This window comes from Nocardiopsis sp. NPDC101807 (assembly GCF_044766605.1).
Classification (GTDB): domain Bacteria; phylum Actinomycetota; class Actinomycetes; order Streptosporangiales; family Streptosporangiaceae; genus Nocardiopsis; species Nocardiopsis tropica.
Genome location: NZ_JBIWMK010000004.1, coordinates 24,086 through 45,150, shown reverse-complemented (window position 1 = coordinate 45,150; position 21,065 = coordinate 24,086). Strand labels below are relative to the sequence as shown.

Annotated in this window: 20 protein-coding genes and 2 tRNA genes; 10 read left to right on the top strand and 12 right to left on the bottom strand. The window is 72.6% G+C overall.

All coding sequences use genetic code 11. The features are described 5' to 3' along the window. Nucleotides 1-109 precede the first annotated feature (109 nt). Together ACIRPH_RS13185 and secD are read left to right on the top strand one after the other, a co-directional pair. Nucleotides 110-568, top strand: coding sequence for a hypothetical protein (locus ACIRPH_RS13185; RefSeq protein WP_402913443.1), 459 nt, complete (start codon nt 110-112; stop codon nt 566-568). Nucleotides 569-650: 82 nt separating this feature from the next. Next, the gene (secD, locus tag ACIRPH_RS13180; RefSeq protein WP_402913440.1) at nt 651-3,308 is read left to right on the top strand and encodes a protein translocase subunit SecD; all 2,658 of its coding nucleotides are present in this window, start codon (nt 651-653) and stop codon (nt 3,306-3,308) included. Between the two features lie 119 nt (nt 3,309-3,427). On the opposite strand, the gene ACIRPH_RS13175 is transcribed toward secD, so the two are convergent. Together ACIRPH_RS13175 and rsmI are read right to left on the bottom strand one after the other, a co-directional pair. After that, nucleotides 3,428-4,090 carry an AIM24 family protein gene (locus ACIRPH_RS13175; RefSeq protein ID WP_402913438.1) on the bottom strand — a complete coding sequence of 221 codons (663 nt, stop codon included), beginning with the start codon at nt 4,088-4,090 and terminating at the stop codon, nt 3,428-3,430. A gap of 138 nt (nt 4,091-4,228) precedes the next feature. Then, nucleotides 4,229-5,104 (bottom strand): 16S rRNA (cytidine(1402)-2'-O)-methyltransferase, encoded by an 876-nt coding sequence (rsmI, locus tag ACIRPH_RS13170; RefSeq protein WP_402913436.1) that lies wholly within the window; start codon nt 5,102-5,104, stop codon nt 4,229-4,231. Between the two features lie 111 nt (nt 5,105-5,215). Here rsmI and ACIRPH_RS13165 point away from each other — a divergent pair, with 111 nt between their 5' ends. The 3 genes from ACIRPH_RS13165 to ACIRPH_RS13155 all read left to right on the top strand — a co-directional run bounded on the left by ACIRPH_RS13165 (nt 5,216) and on the right by ACIRPH_RS13155 (nt 7,839). After that, complete coding sequence (locus ACIRPH_RS13165; RefSeq protein WP_402913434.1) at nt 5,216-6,862, top strand: dolichyl-phosphate-mannose--protein mannosyltransferase; 1,647 nt, start codon at nt 5,216-5,218, stop codon at nt 6,860-6,862. Nucleotides 6,863-7,169: 307 nt separating this feature from the next. Next, a complete protein-coding gene (locus tag ACIRPH_RS13160) occupies nt 7,170-7,373 on the top strand; it encodes a cold-shock protein (RefSeq protein WP_267948036.1) in 204 nt (67 codons plus the stop codon). A gap of 157 nt (nt 7,374-7,530) precedes the next feature. Next, nucleotides 7,531-7,839 (top strand): sec-independent translocase, encoded by a 309-nt coding sequence (locus tag ACIRPH_RS13155; protein WP_267948035.1) that lies wholly within the window; start codon nt 7,531-7,533, stop codon nt 7,837-7,839. A 43-nt stretch (nt 7,840-7,882) separates the two neighbouring features. Here ACIRPH_RS13155 and ACIRPH_RS13150 read toward each other — a convergent pair whose 3' ends face one another. From ACIRPH_RS13150 to galU, 9 genes are all read right to left on the bottom strand, one after another. After that, nucleotides 7,883-8,425, bottom strand: coding sequence for a hypothetical protein (locus ACIRPH_RS13150; RefSeq protein ID WP_402913430.1), 543 nt, complete (start codon nt 8,423-8,425; stop codon nt 7,883-7,885). 1,242 nt (nt 8,426-9,667) lie between these two features. Further along, nucleotides 9,668-10,297: a TetR/AcrR family transcriptional regulator gene (locus ACIRPH_RS13145; protein ID WP_402913427.1), complete on the bottom strand. Its 630-nt coding sequence runs from the start codon at nt 10,295-10,297 to the stop codon at nt 9,668-9,670. A 386-nt stretch (nt 10,298-10,683) separates the two neighbouring features. Beyond that, a tRNA-Ala gene (locus ACIRPH_RS13140) sits at nt 10,684-10,760 on the bottom strand. A 69-nt stretch (nt 10,761-10,829) separates the two neighbouring features. After that, nucleotides 10,830-11,483 (bottom strand): hypothetical protein, encoded by a 654-nt coding sequence (locus ACIRPH_RS13135; protein ID WP_402913424.1) that lies wholly within the window; start codon nt 11,481-11,483, stop codon nt 10,830-10,832. A gap of 404 nt (nt 11,484-11,887) precedes the next feature. Beyond that, nucleotides 11,888-12,595 (bottom strand): GNAT family N-acetyltransferase, encoded by a 708-nt coding sequence (locus ACIRPH_RS13130; protein WP_402913421.1) that lies wholly within the window; start codon nt 12,593-12,595, stop codon nt 11,888-11,890. Between the two features lie 250 nt (nt 12,596-12,845). Next, nucleotides 12,846-13,364: a molybdenum cofactor biosynthesis protein B gene (locus ACIRPH_RS13125; RefSeq protein WP_402913418.1), complete on the bottom strand. Its 519-nt coding sequence runs from the start codon at nt 13,362-13,364 to the stop codon at nt 12,846-12,848. Continuing rightward, complete coding sequence (gene moaC / locus ACIRPH_RS13120; protein WP_402913416.1) at nt 13,357-13,875, bottom strand: cyclic pyranopterin monophosphate synthase MoaC; 519 nt, start codon at nt 13,873-13,875, stop codon at nt 13,357-13,359. Before moaC ends, ACIRPH_RS13125 begins: the two co-directional genes overlap by 8 nt. Before the next feature lie 170 nt (nt 13,876-14,045). Beyond that, nucleotides 14,046-15,278: a gephyrin-like molybdotransferase Glp gene (gene glp, locus ACIRPH_RS13115; protein WP_402913414.1), complete on the bottom strand. Its 1,233-nt coding sequence runs from the start codon at nt 15,276-15,278 to the stop codon at nt 14,046-14,048. 156 nt (nt 15,279-15,434) lie between these two features. Next, complete coding sequence (gene galU / locus ACIRPH_RS13110; RefSeq protein WP_267948027.1) at nt 15,435-16,373, bottom strand: UTP--glucose-1-phosphate uridylyltransferase GalU; 939 nt, start codon at nt 16,371-16,373, stop codon at nt 15,435-15,437. A gap of 204 nt (nt 16,374-16,577) precedes the next feature. Here galU and ACIRPH_RS13105 point away from each other — a divergent pair, with 204 nt between their 5' ends. From ACIRPH_RS13105 to ACIRPH_RS13090, 4 genes are all read left to right on the top strand, one after another. After that, nucleotides 16,578-17,210 carry a 5-formyltetrahydrofolate cyclo-ligase gene (locus tag ACIRPH_RS13105; protein ID WP_402913411.1) on the top strand — a complete coding sequence of 211 codons (633 nt, stop codon included), beginning with the start codon at nt 16,578-16,580 and terminating at the stop codon, nt 17,208-17,210. A 335-nt stretch (nt 17,211-17,545) separates the two neighbouring features. Continuing rightward, nucleotides 17,546-17,920 (top strand): FmdB family zinc ribbon protein, encoded by a 375-nt coding sequence (locus tag ACIRPH_RS13100; protein WP_402913409.1) that lies wholly within the window; start codon nt 17,546-17,548, stop codon nt 17,918-17,920. A 107-nt stretch (nt 17,921-18,027) separates the two neighbouring features. Further along, complete coding sequence (locus ACIRPH_RS13095) at nt 18,028-18,678, top strand: SAF domain-containing protein (protein ID WP_402913406.1); 651 nt, start codon at nt 18,028-18,030, stop codon at nt 18,676-18,678. Between the two features lie 95 nt (nt 18,679-18,773). Beyond that, nucleotides 18,774-19,178 carry an MscL family protein gene (locus ACIRPH_RS13090; protein WP_402913403.1) on the top strand — a complete coding sequence of 135 codons (405 nt, stop codon included), beginning with the start codon at nt 18,774-18,776 and terminating at the stop codon, nt 19,176-19,178. A 100-nt stretch (nt 19,179-19,278) separates the two neighbouring features. Here the strand turns inward: ACIRPH_RS13090 and ACIRPH_RS13085 are convergent, their stop codons facing one another. After that, complete coding sequence (locus tag ACIRPH_RS13085; protein WP_402913401.1) at nt 19,279-20,379, bottom strand: D-alanyl-D-alanine carboxypeptidase family protein; 1,101 nt, start codon at nt 20,377-20,379, stop codon at nt 19,279-19,281. A 417-nt stretch (nt 20,380-20,796) separates the two neighbouring features. On the opposite strand from ACIRPH_RS13085, the gene ACIRPH_RS13080 reads away from it, so the two are divergent. Continuing rightward, nucleotides 20,797-20,869 (top strand) — tRNA-Arg (locus ACIRPH_RS13080). The last annotated feature ends 196 nt before the right edge of the window (nt 20,870-21,065 follow it).

The following is a 21,065-nucleotide window of genomic DNA, read 5'->3' as shown; positions in this document are numbered from 1 at the left end:
GACGATTCCCCGGGGACGACCCGTACCCGTATGCTCTGCTGGACGATCCGCGTGCCGCCGGGGCGCGCGGTGACGGAGACGCCCTCTCCCCGGTCCTTCACCTGAGGCGGTGGTCACCACGGATACCCGTGCCCTACCCCGCCCTGCCCGGCACACCACCGCGCTCCTCACGAGCATGGTGCTGCTGGTCATCCTGTCGTTCCCCGTCGCCTCCGGCACGGGAGGCGGGACGGTCTCCGCCCACCTGCCGCCGCACGGCCTGGCCAGCGCCCCCGACGGCGCCCCGGGCCGCGACGCCGCCCAGGAGTCGGTGACCCCGCGCGAGCGCGCGAACCTCGCCGAGAACCCCATGCTCACGGTCGGCCCGCCCGCCACCACCTGCGACCAGCGCTCCGTCCTGCGCGACCTGCCCGACACGGTGCCCGGTCGCGCCCTGCGCCTGGCCGTGTGGGACCAGCCCTGGTGGCCGCTGCCGCCCCCGGCCTCCGACCCCGTTCCCGAACAGGTCGCCTCCGGGGAGCTGCCGCCGACGCGGGCCCCGCCTCTCGCGGCGAACACCGCCATCTGACCGTCCCCGGCCACACCCCCCGCCCGGTTCCCTCCGGGCGTGCGTTCGGCTACCCGTCTTCGCAGTGAGAGGTACCTACCCCTTGTCCAGTCAAACGGGAGCGGGAGCGCGCTGGACACGCGCGCTCATCTCCCTCCTCGTCATCCTCGTCGCGTTCGGCGCGGCGTGGTTCATCCCACCCCGCCTGGGGCTCGACCTCAGCGGCGGCACGCAGATCGTGCTGGAGACCCAGGACGGAGCCGACGGCACCCCCGCCGACTCCGACAACACCGACCAGGTCGTCGAGGTGCTGCGCCAGCGCATCGACCGCCTCGGCGTGGCCGAGGCGACCATGTCCCGGTCCGGTGAGAACCGGATCATCGTCGAGCTCCCCGGCGTGCAGGACCCGGCGGAGGCGGCCCAGATCGTCGGCCGGACCGCACAGCTGTCCTTCCACCCGGTGCTGGGCGTCGGCGAGCAGGGCGGCCAGGGCGTGCAGGCCCCCCCGACCGGCGACTTCGCTAACGCGCCGGACAACGCGGCCGACGAGGCCCGCGCACCCTCCGACGCCGAGGGCGGCGAGGGCGGCGAGGGCGCCGGCGGCGGGGAGGAGATGACCCCCGAGCAGCTCGAAGAGCTCATGGGCAGCATGGGCGGCGACCCCACCGGGGGTCAGCAGCCCCCGGCGGGCCCCAGCGCGGAGAACCCCGAGGACGTCGCCATGACGCTCCCGGACGCCGACGGCACCTACCTCCAGCTCGGTGAGACCGCCATCCGCGGCGACCGGGTGTCCAGCGCCGACGCGGCGCTCGACAGCGTCAACCGCACCCAGTGGACGGTCAACGTCAACTTCCGCGGCGAGGGCCGCGACCAGTGGGCGCAGCTGACCGGCGCCGCGGCCTGCTACGAGCAGGGCGACCCGCGGCGCCGTGTGGCGATCGTGCTGGACGACCAGATCATCTCCGCCCCGGAGGTGAACCCGGAGATCGGCTGCGAGGTCGGTATGCCGGGCGGTTCCACCAGCATCACCAGCCCCACTTTCACCAGTGAGACCGCGGACGAGCTGGCCGTGCTGATCGAGGGCGGCTCCCTGCCGCTGCCGGTCACCGAGGTCCAGCGCCAGACGGTCGGCCCGACCCTGGGCGCCGCCGCCATCGAGGCCAGCGCGATCGCCGCCCTCCTGGGCATCGCGTTCACCGCGCTGTACATCACGCTGGTGTACCGCCTGGTCGGCTTCCTCGCCTCGGTCGCCCTGGCCTTCTACACGCTCATCGCGTACGGTGCGCTGGTCGCGCTGGGGGCCACGCTCACCCTGCCGGGCCTGGCCGGCTTCGTGCTGGCGATCGGTATGGCCATCGACGCCAACGTGCTCATCTTCGAGCGGGCGCGCGAGGAGTACCAGCGCCAGCAGAAGGTGTACGAGTCCAACAAGTCCGCGGGCATGCGGGACGCCACCGACGACGAGGCCGCCAAGGCCGAGTCGGGTGCGCTCGCCCGCCGTCGCCGCAGGGCGATCCCGCCGAACCTGGAGAAGGCGTTCGTCGAGGGCTCCCGGAAGGCGTGGAGCGCCGTCCTGGACACCAACGTCACGACGCTCATCGCGGCGGCCCTGCTGTTCTTCTTCGCCTCCGGCACCGTCCAGGGCTTCGGCGTGACCCTGAGCATCGGCACCATCGTCTCGATGTTCTCGGCGCTGGTCATCGCGCGCGTGTTCGTCGAGTGGGCGGTCCGCAGGGCGGTCGTCCGCAAGCACCCGGCCGTCACCGGACTCAACCAGATCGGCCCGATCCGCACCTGGCTGGTCGAGAAGAACCCCGACCTCATGAAGCACCGGGGCAAGGCCCTCGTCGTCGCCGCGCTGATCGTAGCCGCCGCGATCGCCGCACCGCTGATCCGCGACACCAACCTCGGCGTCGAGTTCACCGGCGGCCGCGTGATGGAGTACGAGGTCACCGGCGACCCGATCTCGGTGGACGAGGCGCGCGGCATCATCTCCGGCCTGAACTTCCCCGGCTCGGACACCGCCGTCGTGCAGGAGTCCGGCGACAGCGACATCGCGGTGCGCACCGGCGACATCTCCGACCCGGAGGCGGAGAGCATCACCGACGCCCTGTCCGAGGCGACCGGCGGCGTGGAGAGGGTCAGCGACGAGCTGATCGGCCCGAGCATGGGCGACGAGCTGCGCAACCGGGCCCTGATCGCCCTGGGCGCCGCGCTGGCGCTCCAGATGATCTACCTGGCCTGGCGCTTCCGCTGGTCGTTCGGCGTCTCCACCATGTTGTCCCTGGCGTTCAACATGCTGCTGGTGGTCGGCCTGTTCATCTGGCTCGGCAAGCCGATCGACGGCGTCTTCCTGGCGTCGATCCTGAGTGTCATCGGCTTCACCGTCAACGACACGGTGGTGGTGTTCGACCGGGTGCGCGACGAGTGGGCGAGGGACGAGAAGTCCTCCTTCAAGGAGATCGCCAACCGGGCGGTCCTCAACACCCTGCCGCGTACGGTCAACACCACCGTCGGCGCGTGGATCATCCTGGGCTTCCTCGTCTTCCTCGGCGGGTCCTCGCTCCAGGACTTCTCGATCGCGATGCTGGTCGGTCTGACCACGGGCGTGGTGTCCACGGTGTTCGTCGCCGTGCCGCTGGCCATCTGGCTGCAGAAGTGGGACCGCACGGCCCCGCCCCACGTGATCAAGGACCGCAAGGCCAAGCAGAAGGTGGCGGCCAAGGCCGCCCGCGAGGCCGACGACGGCGCCGTGGTCTAGCCGCGGCCGGAGCCGGGGCCTCCTCGCGGAGGTCCCGGCGTGACGGACGAGGGCCCCGGGGGCGTGTGGTGACACGTCCCCGGGGCCCTCGCCGCTCCCCCGCCCCGGCGGGCGGCGGGTCAGCCGGCGGCGACGGGCGCCTGCGGCCCCTCGGAGGCCTGCACGAGGACGAAGCCCTGCCCCTCGAAGGACAGCTGGACCGCCTCGCCGCTGCCCCGGCCGATCAGCGCCCCGGCCTTCATGGTGCGGCGCACGCCGGTGCGCAGGGAGCTGGACCAGGCCACGGCGGAGTCGGTGTCGACGAAGGTGGGCTGGTCGACGTTGATCAGCACGGGAGCTCCGTGGCAGGCGACGGCCACGCGGCCCCGCCCGGCGAAGACCGTGTTGAACAGGCCGCCGGCCGTCATCCCGGCCCCCTCGACCCGGCGGATGTCCCAGCTCAGGCCCCCCTCGAAGGCCAGCACGTTCTGACCGTTCACGGTGAGCTGCTCGTCCTCCAGGTCGATCAGGTGGACGTCCCAGGCGTCACGGGCGAGGAACACGTCCCCGCGGCCGGAGACCTTCATCAGCGGCAGGCCCTCGCCCGTGAGGGCCTTCTTGAAGAACTTGCCGACGCCCCCCGCCCCCTCGTAGGAGAAGTCGACCTGCCCCTGGTAGGCGACCATGGCGCCCTGGCGCGCGTAGAACTCGCCGTCGAGGCCCACACGGAGCATCTTGTGGTTCTGGAGGTGCATGCCAGGCTGGGTGTTCTCCTGGGCCTGCTGGAAGAGCTGACTTCTCATGGACGATCCTCGGTCGACGGTCACGTGTGCTCCTGGTGAGACGCTCCGGACGCGGAAAGGTTCCGCGTGCCGCCCCTGTTCTCCCAGGTGTCGCCCGCCGGTCCCCCCGCGTCCTCCGGGGCCGGGGAGGGGCGCGGGTCAGTCGGCCGCGGCGATCCCGTGCACGAGGTCGTAGACCCGGCGCTTGGGCACGCCCGTCTCCTTGGCCACGCGGGCGATCGCCTCCTTGCGGCGCACGCCCTCCTCCTCCAGCGAGGCGACGGCGCCGGCCAGCTCCTCGTCCGTCGCCTCCCCCGCGCGCCCGCGGGCGCCCTCCACCACGACGGAGACCTCGCCCCGCACCCCGTCGGCCGCCCAGGCCGCCAGTTCCCCGAGCCCGCTCCGGCGCACCTCCTCGTAGGTCTTGGTCAGCTCCCGGCAGACGGCGGCCCTCCGGTCGGCGCCGAACGCGTCCGCCATCGCCCCCAGGGTCGCGGCGACGCGGTGCGGGCTCTCGAAGAACACCATGGTGCGGCGCTCCGCCGCCAGGTCGGCCAGGTACCCGCGGAGCCCCTTGCGGGGCGGGAAGCCCTCGAAGCAGAAGCGGTCGGTCGGCAGCCCGGACACGACGAGCGCGGTGGTGACGGCGGAGGGCCCGGGGATGGCCGTGACGGGGATGTCCTCCTCGGCGCAGGCGGCGGCGAGCCGGTAGCCGGGGTCGGAGACCCCCGGCATCCCCGCGTCGGTCACGACGATGACGTCGCGGCCCTCCCTCAGGTCGGTCATCAGCTCGTCGGTGCGCCTCTCCTCGTTGGCGTCGTAGTACGACACCACGCGGGCCCCCTCGGCCCCGCCCAGGCGCACGTCCGCGCGCGAGGCGAACTGGCGTAGCCTGCGGGTGTCCTCGGCCGCGATGACACGTGCCTCCCCCAGGGCCCGAAGCAGCCGGGGCGGCGCGTCCTCCACGTTCCCGATGGGCAACCCGGCGAGAGTCAGGGTCCCGACCCTCCGCGTCGCAGCTCCGCCCTCAACCACTGTGATCCCCGTCCTGTCACGCTACGGTTGGCTCTATCACGCCACCCGAAACCTGGTTTCGTGGTACGTCCGCAATGGACAACCATCTCCGTCCCCAACCTACGAGCCGAGATGACCTCCACCGCACTTTCCTCCGAGGCAGAGCCCTCGACGCCGCCCTCTCCGCCCCGCAGGGTCCCGCTGCGCGCACGGTTCCTGCCCGCCGACCCCTCCCCCTGGTGGCTGGCCTGGCTGGGGGCCTCCCTCGTCGCGCTGTTCGCCGGGGCGCTCAGGCTCTTCAACCTGGGACAGCCCGAGCGGATCTACTTCGACGAGACCTACTACGCCAAGGACGCCTACGGGCTCTGGCAGTTCGGCTACGAGCACGAGACCCGCGAGGAGCCGATCGAGGCCGACGACCTCCTCAACAGCGGCAGCCAGGACATCTTCTCGGGAGGCGGCGACTTCATCGTCCACCCCCCGGTCGGCAAGTGGATGATCGCCCTGGGCGACTGGGTCTGGTCGCTCTTCCCGTTCGGCGCCACGATGACCCCCGAGGGGTGGCGGTTCGCCGCGGCCCTGGCCGGCACGGTCTCGGTCCTCATCCTGGTGCGCCTGGCCACCCGGATGACCCGGTCGCTGCTGCTGGGCTGCACGGCGGGCCTGATCATGGCGCTGGACGGCCTGCACTTCACGCTGAGCCGCATCGCCATGGTGGACGTCTTCCTCACCCTGTGGATCCTCGCCGGGTTCACCTGCCTGGTCATCGACCGGGACAAGACCAGGGAGAGGCTCGTCCGGCTGTCGGAGGCGGGGGCGGACCTGGCGTCGGTGGGCTGGCTGGGGATGCGCTGGTGGCGGCTCGCGGCGGGGCTGTGCTTCGGACTGGCGATCGGCACCAAGTGGTCGGCGCTGTTCTTCGTGGCGGCGTTCGGGCTGCTCACGGTGGCGTGGGACTACGGGGCGCGGAGCAGTGTCGGCCAGGTGCGCCCGTTCTGGCGCTGGCTCGGGACCGACGCCGTACCGGCGTTCCTCCAGACCGTGGTGGTGGCGGGGGTCGTCTACCTGGTCTCGTGGTCGGGATGGCTGTTCACGCGGGGCGGCTACAACCGCGACTACGCGGACGGGATGCTGCCGGACATGGTCCCCGGGTTCCTGCACGCCCCGGTGGAGGCGCTGTGGAGCCTGTGGGACTACCACCGGCGGATGATGGGGTTCCACACCGAGCTCACCAGCGACCACTCGTACATCTCCGCTCCGTGGGAGTGGCTCGTCATGCGCACACCGGTGATGTTCCACTACAACGGCGAGGCCGTCGGCTGCGGGACCGGCGACTGCGTCACCTCGGTCGTGTCGATCGGCACGCCGATCATCTGGTGGGTCAGCCTGCTCGCCCTGGTCGTCATGTTCGCCTGGTGGGTGACCTTCCGCGACTGGCGCGCGGGCGCGGTGCTGCTGGCCGTCGCCGCGGGGTGGCTGCCGTGGTTCGCCTACCCGGACCGCCCCATGTTCCTCTTCTACGCGCTCCCGCTCCTGCCCTTCCTCGTCCTGGCGATCGTGCTGGCGCTCGGCCTGGTCATGGGGGCCGGGGACGACAGCCCGCGTTTCGCCCCCTATCTGAGGGCGGGCGGAGGCATCGTCTACGGCGTCGTCCTGTTGTTGATCGTCGCCTGCTTCGCGTACTTCTATCCGGTGTTGGCCGCCTATCCGATCGAGGAGTCGGTCTGGCGGGAACGCCTCTGGTTCGACGTGTGGATCTACGGCAACGACGCTTCCTGAACCACCGGCCGAGAACACGCATTCCACAGATCTCCATTAGTGGCAGAGAGGGCGGAAAGCAACAGTTTCCAGTAGCCGAAACAGGACACCGCGGAAGGGCGGATTCCTGCCGCAAAAGGCTCGGCACGGCACCACCCTCCCTGGTACTGTCTGCAACTGGTTGCTGTTGTAGTTTCCATGGATGCCCGAGGCGCCTCGCGGAACTTCACGTGGGCGCTCGTCGATACGGGGATTACTCGTCGGTTCGGCGCCCGGCGACCCGGGGCCAGCAGGGTGCGGCCCCGCCGTAGTCCCCAAGGGAGAGCACATGGCTCAGGGCACCGTGAAGTGGTTCAACTCTGAGAAGGGTTTCGGGTTCATCGCCGTCGAGGGTGGTCAGCCCGACGTGTTCGTGCACTATTCGGCGATCACGGGCACCGGCTTCCGGAACCTGGAAGAGGACCAGAAGGTCGAGTTCGACATCATCCAGGGCCCGAAGGGCCCGCAGGCGGCGGACGTTCGAGCGATCTAGACCGCCGCACGTGCGTTTCCCCAGCCCTCCGCTCCCCGAGTGGGGGGCTGGTCCGCGTTCCGTCTCCCAGGTGTGACCAGGGCAGGGTTACCGTACCCCGCTGATACCGGTTAACCTGCTTGGGGCCGGTAGGTACACCGAGGGACGAGGGTCACGCATGTTCAACATCAGCGGGGTGGAGTTCGTCATCCTCCTCCTTCTCGCGCTGCTGATCTTCGGGCCCGACCAGCTGCCGAAGGCCGCCCAGCAGGTCGGGCGGGTCCTGAGACAACTGCGGACCATGGCCAACTCCGCGTCCAACGACATCAAGGAGGGGCTGGGCCCGGAGTTCAAGGACTTCGACGTCCAGGACCTCAACCCCAAGCGCTTCGTGCAGAAGCACTTCTGGGAGGAAGAGGAGCAGGAGAGGAAGCCCGCGGCGCGCCTCAACGGCAAGCGCCCGCCCTTCGACGACGAGGCCACCTGAGCCCCGTCCGCCCCGCCGCCGACCCCCTCCTCGCCCGGCGCCCTCACCCCACGAGCATGAGCACGAACAGCCCCAGGCCGAGCAGGATCACCGAGCCGGTGATGATCGCCGGTGAGCCGAACGCCAGGATGAGCACCTCCACCGCGAGCGCGCCCCCGACGGCGCCCGCCGCCCACGGCCAGCGCGGCGCGGGATCCCATCCGTGGCGGCGCTCACGCACGACGGTGACCGCGAACGCGACCGCGATGAGCAGCCAGAACACCAGGTGGGCGAGAGCACGGGTCTCCGGCTCGACGTAGTCGGCCATCCCCCCGACCACCATCACGTAGGTGAGCGTCCCGGCGAGCAGCCGCCAGTGGCCCCCGCTCCTGTGCGGCGGGATCGTCCTGAGACGGGCCGGGGTGGTGCGCCGGAAGCGCTCCGCCGCGGCCAACGGGCCGCCCTCCTCGTCCCCGGCCGGCCGGACCGTGGTCTCCGGAGGCGGCTGCGGGGGTTCGGGCGGGGATCCCGGCGGCTCGTACCCTCCGGCCGGAGCCGGTTCCTCCGGGTACTCGTAGCCGCCGGGGGACTGGGGGGAATCGGGCACGGTCCGCCCCTTCGCGGTCGGCGGGACCCGGCCCTGGCCGGGCCGGGAGGTCGTGTCCGTGTCCCTACCCGGTGCGGTCCGCCGTCAAATCAGCGAACCGGCGACCGTCCGCGGACGGGGGCGCGGGGGCCGGGCGCGGCAAGGCCGAAGGGCCCACCCGATCGGGGATCGGACGGGCCCGGGCTTCGGGGTTCAGTGAAACCCGGTCGGCGGACTGGTTACAGCCAGGACCAACCGTTGTTACGGACGGTCATCGCGTGCGTGGTCATGGCATCTACCTTTCGTTTGGCTTCCAGCCCATCCCACGACCACGATGTCGTGGGGTGCTCTGTTCACGCAAGACCCGGAGTGAAACATTCATCGTTTTACGACACGGGGACCGGAAAAATCACCGCGTACACCTTCCACATAAACGACCTCGACGCGTCTTCGCAGATCAGAGGGGCTTCTATTCATGTACACGACACTCACCCTGCCCCACGACCTGCCAAAACAAGCCCACCCAGCCGCAAAATGCATTCCATACGGATAACGGAGAGCGACAGCGGCGAACATGAACTCCGAGTGAAGACCGGAGCTATTCTTCGGCCGGCTCCCCCCGAAATCCGCAGGGTGACGGGCGGACACCATCCAGGATGTCACGGACAGAGTGCCAGAAAACGGAGGTATCCACATCTTTTCGCCGCGATCTCGTCACCCCTCGTGGTGACGGTGCGTCATGGACTCCCTGACGCGTCAGGTGACGACCGTCCGACGATCGGATCTCGGTGCCGTGTTTCGGTCACCCACTAAGGCTCGTAACCATCAGCCCCTTCTGCTCCCCCGGGGACGGCTTCCCCCGGAAGGGCTCCGGGGCTCCCGCCCCGGGGCCGGGAGCGAGGGGGCACGGCGGGACCGCGGACCCCGCCGGGGACACCCGCGCGCCGGCCCGGCGCCCGCGGCACGCGCGGCCCCGCCGGGAGCCGGGCGCCGGGGGCACCGTCTCCGAGGCACGCGTCCGACGCCCCCAGGGGCGCCCCGTCGTCCCCGTGATGCCCCTCGGGGCCCCTCAGGCCCCTGCGGCGCCCCGTGTGGGTCCCGCCCCGCCCCGTCGCCCTCCACGGGCCGCGGAGACCGCCCACGGCCGCCGGGGCGCCGCTCCGCCGGCGGCGGGACCGGTCCCGGCACGGGCGCCGCGGCACGGACCGGGTGGCCGGGGCCAGGCGCGTCCGGGGACGGCCGGCGGGACCGCGTCCGGCGGGCTCAGCCGGACCCGGTTCCCGGCGCCTCCTCCGAGGGGCCGGGCGCCGGGCCGAACAGGAGGCCCGCGCTCCGGCGTGTGATGGTGAGCAGGTCGGTGTCCTCGAACAGCCGCCGGACGCCGGAGCTGTCGAGGTTGCCGGTGAGGGCGAGGGTCGCGATGCCGTGCACGATGGCCCAGCCGGCGACCACGGCCGCGGCGCCGTCCTCGACGGGGCGCCCCTCCTCGGCCAGAGACCTCACGCCGCCCTGGAGCTCGCCGAACGCCGCCTCGCGCGCGGCCTCCAGCTCCTCGTCGTCCTCGCCCAGCAGGGTGGGCGCGAACATCACCTGGAAGTGGGCCGGGCGGTCCATGGCGAACCGCACGTACTCGACCCCCGCTTCCAGGAGCCCTCCCCCGGCCTCCCGGTCGGCCCTCAGCCGCGCGGCGAGGTCCCGGAACCCCTCGGCGGCCAGGGCGTTGAGCACGCCCTCTCGGCTCCCGAAGTGGTACCGGGGGGCCGTGTGGCTCACCCCGAGGTCGGCCGCGAGCGAGCGCAGGCTGAAGGAGTAGGGCCCCTCCCTCCCGATGACCTCCGCGGCCCGCTCCAGGACGGCGGCCCGCAGGTTCCCGTGGTGGTATCCGTCTGCCATGACCCAAACTCTACGCCGGTAAGTTTCCGGCGTGGGGACGACGGGACGCCCCTGTCGCGGGACACCCCGGGAACCCGGGGGTAGTCTGTGGGGCACCGGCCCGCCCCGCCCCAGGGGATGGACACTTCGCCGGTGACACTCGGGGCTCCGGTCCGGAAACGACCGCCCGCCGCAGGGAACAGCAGTGCCCCTCGGCCCGGGGCCGCACGGCGAGGGGTCCGCGCCCGGTCGGGCGCGGACCCCTTCCGCCTGTCACGGCCCGGCGGCCACGAGCGCCCCGGACACACCGGAGGGGCCGCGGCGGCGGCCCCTCGACGCGCCCCCGACGGGCCGCGAAAAAAAATCCAGGCGGGCCCGTCCCGAAGGACGTGACCCGCCTGGTCTTCTGGTGGAGCTATGGGGATTTGAACCCCAGACCCCCTCGATGCGAACGAGGTGCGCTACCGGACTGCGCCATAGCCCCGAAGACGAGATAAACGATAGCAGGAATCCCGGGGTGGTCCGAACCGACCGTTCCACCCCGGGCCGGGGGTCAGTCCCCGGCGGCCCGCAGACGCGCGTCCGCGTACTGGTCGTACACCTGGCTGCGCCGCTCCTGGAGGGCGATGACCTTGGCCTCGCGCTCGGCGTCGACGCGCTGCTCCTCCTCGGCCCTGCGGGCGCGGAGCGCGGCCCTGCGGCGGGCCCGCGCGGCCGCCTCCCGCTGCTCGGCGTCGGCCTTGGCCGCCTCCCGGAGGAGCACCAGGTGCCCGGAGAGCAGGAGCACCGGCGGGGCGATCACCCACCACGGCCCCAGCCCCAGGGAGACGGCGGCGACCGTGGCGACGGTCACCAGCGCGAGCACGCTGGTGCGGCGCCGGCGGCGGGCGATCACCCGCGCGCGCGGCTCGCGGCCGGCCCGGTACTGCTCCCGGGCCCGGTCGATCTCCTGCGCGCCGCGGACCCCGGGGTCGGGCTCCAGATCGTCCCGGTGGATGACCTGGGTCTCGGTGAGGTCGGGGTCGCCGTCGTCGGCCCGGCCCTCGGGGCCGTCCCCGGCCCCCTCGGCGCCGGGCTCGCCGGAACCCTCGTCGTCCCCGCGCTGCTCGTCGTAGACGACCTCCGCGGAGTCCTTGCGCAACAACATCGGCACAAGGACTATGAGCCACACCACCACGATGGCCAGGTACAGAGGAGAGCTGCTCATCACCCCTCCTCACGATGACGGCCACTGGACGTTGATCGACACGTCGTCGACACTGCGTCGCGTGGTACCCCCGGTCCTCCCGGGTGTAGAGACGTCTCCCGCTGGGACATCGTTCCGGACCCGCCTCGGGTCCGGGGTGATTCCCGGGAGCCATATCCACGCGTTGGCCGCATCGTCAATGCGTCTATGTTCCGCACGGTACGACCCCGTGTCCATAAATGCGCCACATTCCGACCGGAGTGTCGCAAGATTGTGGACCCCCAGTTTCGGCCGCCCGACACCCGGGGGTAAAAACGCAGGTCAGTAGTTGACTGCGGAGCGCAGTCCCAATTCAACGCAAAGTAATGAGTCAATGTCGCTAAAGCGAGGTTTAGGCGCCGGGCGCAACCGTGATCGTGCCACGTTCAGTTCGCCCCGGACTGCGGACTCGCCGGGTCGCGCGGATCTGCGCCGCCGTTCGGGCCCTGTGGCCCCAAAGCGGAACCGGGGTCGGAACCGGGCCCCGGGGACGACCCCTCCCTCCAGCGGCGCAGCATCCCCCGGGGGACCTCCTCCGACGTGATCGCGTAGCAGATGTGGTCGCGCCACGCCCCGTCGATGTGCAACTGGCGCCTGCGCACCCCCTCGTCCCGGAACCCCAGCTTGGCGACCACCCGTCTGCTCGCCCGGTTCTCCGGGCGGATGTTGGCCTCGATCCGGTGGAGGCCGACCCCGAAGAACGCGTGGTCGACCGCGAGCGCGACCGCCGTCGGCGTGACGCCGCGGCCCGCGTAGGCGCTGTCGATCCAGTAGCCGACCTGGGCCGAACGCGCCGAGCCCCACACGATGGCGCCCACCGTGAGCTGTCCGACGAACTGGCCGTCGTAGGTCACCGACCACGGCATGGACAGGCCCTGTCTGGCCTCTCTCCGGATGGACTGGAGCATCGCGACGTAGGGCGCCAGCCCGGTGGTGCGCAGCGGCATCTCGGGATACGTGGGCTCCCACGGACGGAGCCACTCCTCGTTGCGCGCGCGGGTGTCACGCAGTGCGACGGCGTCGCGGAGCCGCAGGGGTCTGAGCGCGACCGGCCCCTCCTCCAGAGTGACGGGCCACCCTTGTCTGCGATTCACGACCGTCCCTTCGATCCCCCCGGCGCCACCGCCCGGGGGCGCGCCACCGGGGGCGGAGGCGCCGGACCTCCCGCGTCGGTGACGGGTTCCAGTATTCCACTCCGCACGGGTGACGTGGCGGGCGTCACTCTCACAACGCGAGAATCGGCTGATTCCTAACTCCAATACTCACGCACCGAAAAGCGATCCAAGGTCAAAGAATGTTCGAGGGACGGAATGCCCGGGATGTGATTCCGGTCATTGTTCGGCGTCATTCGGGCCGGGCGTGATCTCCGCCACGCAGCTGGTCCAAGGCGTGTGCGAGCACCGGCTCCAGCACGTCCATCCCGTCGTTCGCGCCTCCCCGGGAACCGGGCAGGTTGACCACGAGCATCCGGCGCCCTCCCCTCTCCGCGACTCCGGCCAGCCCCCGCGACAGGATCGCGGTGGGCACGCCCTTGTCCCGGCCCGCCGCGCGCAGCGCCTCGGCGATCCCCGGGATCTCGTACGACAGCAGGGGCCGGGTCGCCTGGGGCGTGAGGTCCTGCGGGGTGAGCCCCGTGCCGCCGGTCGTGATGACCGCGTCGGCCCCCTCGTCCAGGGCCCGGGCGATCGCCTCCGCCACCGGCGCCCCGTCCGGAACCACCCACGGACCGACGACGGCGAAGCCCGCGGCGCTCAGCCGGTCGGCGACCACGGGCCCCGACCGGTCCGGGTAGACCCCGGCCGCCGCCCGGTTGGACGCCGTCACGACCGCGACGCGGTGCGTACGGCCCCCCGGCTCACTCACCGCCGCCACCGCGCCTCCAGTGGCCCTTGCGCCCGCCGGTCTTCTCCTCGACCCGCACCCGGGTGACCTCGGCCCCGGGGTCGATGGCCTTGACCATGTCGACCAGGCCGAGGGCCGCGGTCATGACGCAGGTGAGCGCCTCCATCTCCACGCCGGTGCGGTCGGCCGTGCGCACCGTGGCGCTGATGTCGACCCCCGCGTCCACGACGGTGAGGTCCACCTCCACGCCGTGCACGGCGATGGGGTGGCACAGCGGCACCAGGTCGGGGGTGCGCTTGGCCCCCTGGATGCCCGCGATCCGCGCGACGGCCAGCGCGTCGCCCTTGGGCACCGTCCCCCCGCGCAGGGCGGCGACCGCCTCCGCGCCGAGCAGGACGCGGCCGGTGGCCGTGGCCGTGCGCGTGCTCACCCGCTTCTCCGAGACGTCGACCATGCGCGCCGCGCCGGACGCGTCCAGGTGGGTGAAGCCGGAGGGGTGGTCTGCCCCCTCCGTCCGTGGGGTGTCGCTCATCGGTCCGCCAGCTTCTGCGCTCGTACGCGGAACACGGCCGGGACGGCGGTGTCCGGGCGCGCCGCGGCGCGCCATCCACGACCGTACGGCACCCCGGCGACGGTCCGCCCACCGATCCGCGAACTCCCGCGCCGCCGCGCCCCGGGGCGGCCGGACCCGCGGGCCGGCCCTCAGGCGGGATCGGGGAGGAGCACCACGTCGACGGCGACGCCCGCGGCCAGCTCCGTGGTCTCCTCCGGCACGACGATCAGCGCGTTGGCCCCGGCGAGCGCGGAGAGCTGGTGGGAGTCCTGGCGCAGGGCCGGGGACACCGTGGGGGCGGCCTCGCGACCGTGCGGCGACCCCTCCAGGACGCCGCGCAGGTAGGAGCGGCGGCCCTTCGGCGAGGTCACGGGGGCGGTGAGGACCGCGCGCGCGACCGGCAGCCCGCGGGGGTCGAGGCCGCGCAGGCGGCGCAGCGCGGGGAGGACGAAGACCTGGAACGACACGAAGGCGCTCACGGGGTTGCCCGGGAGGGTGACGATCGGGGTCCGGTCCGGGCCGATCGCGCCGAAGCCCTGGGGCTTGCCCGGCTGCATCGCCACCTGGGTGAACTCCACGGTGCCCTCCCGCGTGAGCACCTCCTTGACGACGTCGTACGCGCCCATGCTCACGCCGCCGGTCGTGATCACGATGTCGGCGCGCACCAGCAGGCCCTCCAGCGTGTCGAGCACCGTCCGGGGGTCGTCCCCGACGAACCCGTGGCGGTGGACCTCGCACCCGGCGTCGCGCGCGGCCGCGGCGATCATGAAGCTGTTGGACTCCCAGATCTGGCCGGGGCCGAGCGGGCGCCCCGGCTCGACCAGTTCCTCACCGGTGGAGAGCACGACGACGCGCGGACGGGGGTACACGGACACCGAGCGGCGGCCGACGGCCGCCAGCACGCCCATCTCCCCCGCGCCGATCCGCCCGCCCGGCCGGAGCACGACCGCGCCCTCGGCCACGTCGCCCCCGGCCGGGCGCACGGCGTTGCCGACGCGGACCGGGCGGCCGACGGACACCGTGGCCACGCCGCCGTCGGTCCACTCGACCGGCACGACCGCGTCCGCCCCGGAGGGCATCGGGGCGCCGGTCATGATGCGCGCGCACAGGCCCGGGCGGACGGCCGCCGGCGAGGGGTCCCCGGCGGGGATGTCGCCGACCACCGGCAGGCGGACCGGGGCGTCGGCCGTGGCCGACTCCAGGTCCGCGGCGCACACGGCGTACCCGTCCATGGCCGAGTTGTCGAAGCCCGGCAGCGACACCGGCGAGGTGACGGTCTCGGCGAGCACCGAGCCGTGCGCCCGGAGCAGGTCCAGCTCGGTGGGCTGCGGGTCGGCGATCAGTGCCAGGACGTCGGCGACGTGCTGTTCGACGCTCTTCACGGGGGTTCCTCCGTTGTCGCGGTTCCTGGGGCGGAGCGTCTCCCCTCCCTCAGGAGTTGAGGCGCGTCCCATTGTCACCACGTCCGGCCCCGCGTGCGCGGCTTCCCGGCGCGGCCGGGCCGTGCCGGACCCGCGGGCGGGCGCCCCCGGGGCGGGTCAGGGGCGTCCGGCGTCCTGACGCTCGACGAAGTCGCGCAGCCACGGCAGGAGCTCGTCCGCGAGGTCGGGCCGGCGGCAGGCGAAGTCCACCACCGTGCGGATGTAGTCGGCCTTGTTGCCCGTGTCGTAGCGGCGGCCGCGGAACAGGACGCCGTGCACGGTCCCGCCGTCCTCGGGCTTGCGCCGGGCGAGCTCGCGCAGGGCGTCGGTGAGCTGGATCTCCCCGCCGCGGCCGGGCGGTGTCTCGTGCAGGACGGGGAAGACCGCCGGATCGCAGACGTAGCGGCCGATGATCGCCCAGCGGCTCGGGGCGTGCTCCGGCGCGGGCTTCTCGACCAGGTCGGTGACGGCGACGACGTCCTCCTCGTCGGTGGGCTCGATGCCCGCGCACCCGTACAGGGAGACCTGCTCGGGCTCCACCTCCATGAGGGCGACGACGCTGCCCCCGCGCCTCTCCCGCACCTCGATCATGCGGCGCAGCAGGTCGGCGGACTCGATGAGGTCGTCACCGAGCAGCACGGCGAACGGGTTGTCGCCCACGTGCGCCTCCGCGCACAGGACCGCGTGGCCGAGCCCCCTGGGCTCCCCCTGGCGGACGTAGTGGACCTGGGCAAGGTCGCTGGACTCGCGCACCGAGCGCAGCCGGGCGTCGTCGCCCTTGGCCTCCAGGGCCTCCTCCAGCTCGTAGGCCCTGTCGAAGTGGTCCTCGATGGAGCGCTTGCTGCGCCCCGTGATCATCAGGACGTCCTTGAGGTCGGCGGCGACCGCCTCCTCCACGACGTACTGGATCGCGGGCTTGTCCACGATCGGCAGCATCTCCTTGGGCGTGGCCTTGGTCGCGGGGAGGAACCGCGTGCCCAGGCCGGCCGCGGGCACGACCGCCTTGGTGACGGGCGCGGATGCGGAGGGTCGCTTCTGCTCGGTGGCGTCGTTCATGTCGGCACTTTAGGACAGTCCCCGGCCGTCTCGGCGCCCCGACGCCCGGCCGGGCGCAAGAAGTCCCCGCCCTTTCGGACGGCGGAGCGCAAACCGCCACCCGGCGTTCACCGCCCGGGGGCAGGCCCCGCCGGACCTGCCCGGACCGTCCCGGCGGGAGCGGCCCCCTCGCCGCTCGGGCCGTCCCGCTGCCACACTGGCCCCATGAGCGGGAGCAGCGGTGACGGCGATCCGTCGGGGAAGGCCCGGCTGCGCGGGGAGGTCCTCGCCCGGCGGCGGGCCCGGGGCGCGGAGGAGCGCGCGCGGGTCGGATCGGCGGTCCGGGACGCCCTGATGGGCGTCCCGTGGCTCGCCATGGGCGGGACGGTCGCGTGCTACTACTCCGTCGGAGGGGAGCCCGACACCCGCAAGCTGGTGACGGCCCTGTGGAAGCGCGGCACGTACGTGCTGCTGCCCGTGTTCCTGCCCGGCGGCGACCTGGACTGGGCGGCCTTCGACGGGCCCGGGGGCGTGGCCCCGGCCGGACACGGCCTGGTGGAGCCCACCGGGCACCGCTACGGCCCCGGGGCGCTCGCCCGGGCGGACGCCGTGGTCTGCCCCGCCCTCGCCGTGGACCGGAGCGGGAACCGGCTCGGCCGGGGCGCCGGCTGCTACGACCGCGCACTCGCGCGCAAGGGACCGCACACCCCGGCGATCGCCCTGGTGCACGACGACGAACTCGTGGACTCCCTGCCGGCCGAGCCGCACGACCGGTCGGTGGACGCCGTCCTCACGCCCGGTGGCGGCCTGCGCGTGTTCGCGGGCGGGGTGTGGCCCGGGGGACACGACACCGTGTGACGCGGGGCCTCGGTGCGGGCGGCGGCCCGCGGACGCGCGTACGGGGGCGGTCCCGTCCGGGGACGGCCCGAGGACGTACGGCGGCCCGCGGACGCGCGTGCGGGGTCCCGGGTCCTCCGGCCCCGCCGGGGCCCGCCCGGCCCGTGACGGCGGGGGGATTATCCCGCCCGGACCGGGCGTTGTCCCTGGCGGTCGCGCCCCGGCGACGCCACCGTTCCGGCGCCTGGGCGGCCGCCCCGCGCGCTCGGCGCGAGGTGCTGTCGCGGCTCCGGTCGGCGAGCGCGTACTATTTAGCAGTCAACGGGCGAGAGTGCCAGCAAGGAGGACCCGGAACAGTGCCTACGTACCAGTACGCGTGCACCGAGTGCGGCGCCCAGATGGAGGTCGTGCAGAGCTTCAGCGACGACGCGCTGACCGTCTGCCCCGAGTGCGAGGGACGCCTGCGCAAGGTGTACTCCGCCGTGGGGATCGTCTTCAAGGGCTCCGGCTTCTACCGCACCGACAGCGGCAAGACCTCCAACAGCTCCGTCCTGACCGGCTCCAACGCCGGTTCCGGCGACGGCAAGGACTCCGGATCCTCCGACTCCGGCTCCTCCGGCTCCGGCGCCGCCTCCTCCGGCACGGACGCCAAGGGCTCCTCCGGCGACTCGGGCGCCAAAACGAGCGCCGGCACGAGCACGACCAGCAGCACCGCCGCCGCGGCGGGATAGCCGCAGGGCCGTTGACCGACGCAGCGCCGCCGAGCACTCGGCGGCGCTCGGCACGTCCGGCCTGTGGACAACGGCCGCACGGCCCCGCCGCGGCCTAGCGTTGGAACATGACCAGCGCACCACCCCCCTACCGGCACCGCCGGGCGCTCACCCGCCTGCTGGACCGGCACCGGCGCGTCGTCGCCGCCCTCCTCGCGGCCGCCGCGCTCCTCAGCGCCGTGCTGGCGGTACGCCCTCCCCCGGAGCCGGCAGGCCTCGTCCTCGTCGCCGCCAGGGACCTCGACGCCACGTCGCCGCTCGCCGCGGACGACCTCTCCCCGCGCCCCCTGCCCTCCGACGCGGTGCCGGACGGCGCGCTCCCCGCCGACACGGAGGCGGCCGGCCTCTCCCTCACGTCCCCGGTGCGCCGGGGCGAGGTGATCACCGACGCCCGCCTCTCCGACCCTCCCGCGGGCCCGTACGGGCCCGGCCTGGTGGCCGTCCCCGTACGGGTCTCCGATCCCGGGGCGGTCGGCCTCCTCTCCCCCGGCAGCCGGGTGGACGTCCTCGCCGCGGGGAGCCCCGACGAGTTCGCCCCGGTGCGCGCGGGGCCCGCCGTGGAGGTGGTCAGCGACCGCCCCGTCCTCGCCCTCCCGGCCGAGTCCGACCGGGGCGGCGGGGGAGGCGCGCTGATCCTCATCGCCGCGACGCCCGCGGAGGCGCGGAGCCTGGCGGGGCACGCCACGGCCTCGCGGCTGTCCATCACCATTCGCGGTTGACCGATGACGTGTGGTGGTGAAAGCTGGCGGGCGCCGGTGGGCGCCCCTCGGACGCCCCGGCTCTCCCACACACATCGAGTACGTAGGGCTGTTCCATGGAAGGCTTCAAGAAGTTCCTGCTCCAGGGAAACCTGGTGCAGCTGGCGGTCGCGGTCGTGATCGGCACGGTCTTCGCCAACCTCATCACCGCGTTCACCGAGGGGTTCATCACCCCGCTCATCGGGATCTTCGGCGGCATCCCCACGTTCGGGGACCTCTACTTCGAGATCAACGGCAGCCGGTTCATGTACGGCTCGTTCATCGACGCCCTGATCTCGTTCCTGATCACCGCCGCGGTCCTGTACTTCCTGATCGTCCTGCCGCTCGGCAAGCTCATGGAGAGGTTCGTCAAGGCCGAGGAGGCCACGACCCGGGCCTGCCCCTACTGCTGCGTCGACATCGACAAGAAGGCGTCCCGGTGCTCCCACTGCACGAGCGAGGTCGCGCCGGAGACCGTCTGACCGCTCCGGGGGCGGGCCGCGGACCCTCACCCCGCCGCGCGGGAGGCCGCGCACACCCCGGACACGGCTCGGGGGCGGCCCGTGCGGGCCGCCCCCGGGGTCACCTGCTGTACTCCCAGTGCCAGGGCTCGAAGGGACTGGACTTCGCCCACGCGGGATGGTGCCAGCCGAAGTCGGCCCCGTTGGTCTCCATCCAGTTCCAGCGCTCGGACCTGAAGTTCTGGATCCCGCAGCCCAGGTCGATCGCCTGGCCCAGGCCGTGGTTGCTCGTACCCGGGACGGCGGCGAAGCCGGGCGGCTCCTGCGCGTAGACGCGGTGCTGGTTGGGCAGGTCGCGGTAGGCGCTGGTGATGCAGATGTTCTCGCCGAACTCGGCCACGTACCTCATGTTGAGTTCGAGGAAGTCGACCGCGGCGTCGGCGCGCAGCTGCTTGTCGTCGTACAGGTCGCACAGGGCGTCGGACGGCAGCAGGCCGTTGGGCGAGCCGTTCGCCCTCGACGCCGCGGAGGGGTCGCAGTCCGCGGCCGCCATGTAGGCGTCCGGGTCGATGCCCCGGTCCTCCAGCTCCTGGACGAGCTCGTTCATGCTCGTCTCGGACTGCTCCCGCAGGTCCTCGACCTCCGCCGCGAGCTCCACCTGTTCCAGCTGGGTGGTGGTCTGGAGCTCCTGCGCCTGGCTCGCCAGCCCGACCTGCTCCTCGCGGAGGTCCGTGGCGTCCTGGATGAGCGCCTGGTTGTTCTCGGAGATCTTCGCCGCGTAGGACTGCGTCTGGAGGTCGTCGTCGAGCGTCCCCGACGTCAGCATGGTGAGCAGGCCGCCGTCGGGCTGCTGGTACAGGGTGCTGGCGAGGGTGGCCAGGGGCTCGCGCATCTCGCCGAGTTCGAGCTCGGTCTGCTGGAGCTCGTGGAGCGTGGAGACCAGCTCCTCCTGGGCGGCCTCCAGCTCCTCCTGGCGCTCGACGTGGCGCTCGGTGGCCTCCTCCAGCTCCTGCGAGGACGCCTCCGCCCGCTCGCGGAACTCGTCCAGGTCGGCCGCGGCCGGCGCGGCGGGAGGCAGGGGGACGACGAGCAGAGCGGTGACCAGCACGAGCGTCAGCGCCTGGACGCAACGGACACGCTGGAACGCCGCGAATGCGGTGAGCGCCCCGCTGCCATCCGGTACGCGGGACCTGCGCCGCGCCGGATCAGAAGTGAACGGCACGAATGATCCTCCGGCTGCTTTTCCTCGAACACCTACCCGTGACCGCAAGGAACGTACTACATGTCCACATGCGGACACACGGGACCGTTGCGCCGGAGGAAGCGAACGCGGTGCGGGCTCGCGCCCGTCCCGCCGCCGTCTTCCCCGGCCGTCGGTGAAGTACCTGGTCATCACTGTGCGGGCCTCGCTCCGATCCGCCCTTCAGGGCGATCGGCGCACATATCCGGCCATGACGCACCACGCGTCATGAACAACGTCACAACGCGCCAGGACAACCAATCGTAGGTCAGCGTACTCCGCCATGCACGCAGAGTCCCCCAGTCACACCCCGGGAACACGGTCCGACACCCCATTCACCTCTATCCTGGGTTAGGCTTGGCCCGGTGGCGGGGCAACGCATACCTCCGTCAGACCCATGGCTCCATAGCTCAGGGGATAGAGCACCGCTCTCCTAAAGCGGGTGTCGCAGGTTCGAATCCTGCTGGGGCCGCCCTTGCGGGACGGGGTCCCTCCTTCGGGAGGGGCCCCGTTGCGCTTCCAGGGCCTCGGGCCACCCCGGCACGAGGATCCCCGTGAACCGTCGCGGAACGGTGCCTCCTCCGGTCCCGCCCGATCGGCACGGCGGCGACGCGGGGGTGCGAGAACCGTCGGCGCCCCCGACGGACGACCCGACGTGGCCCGTCCGC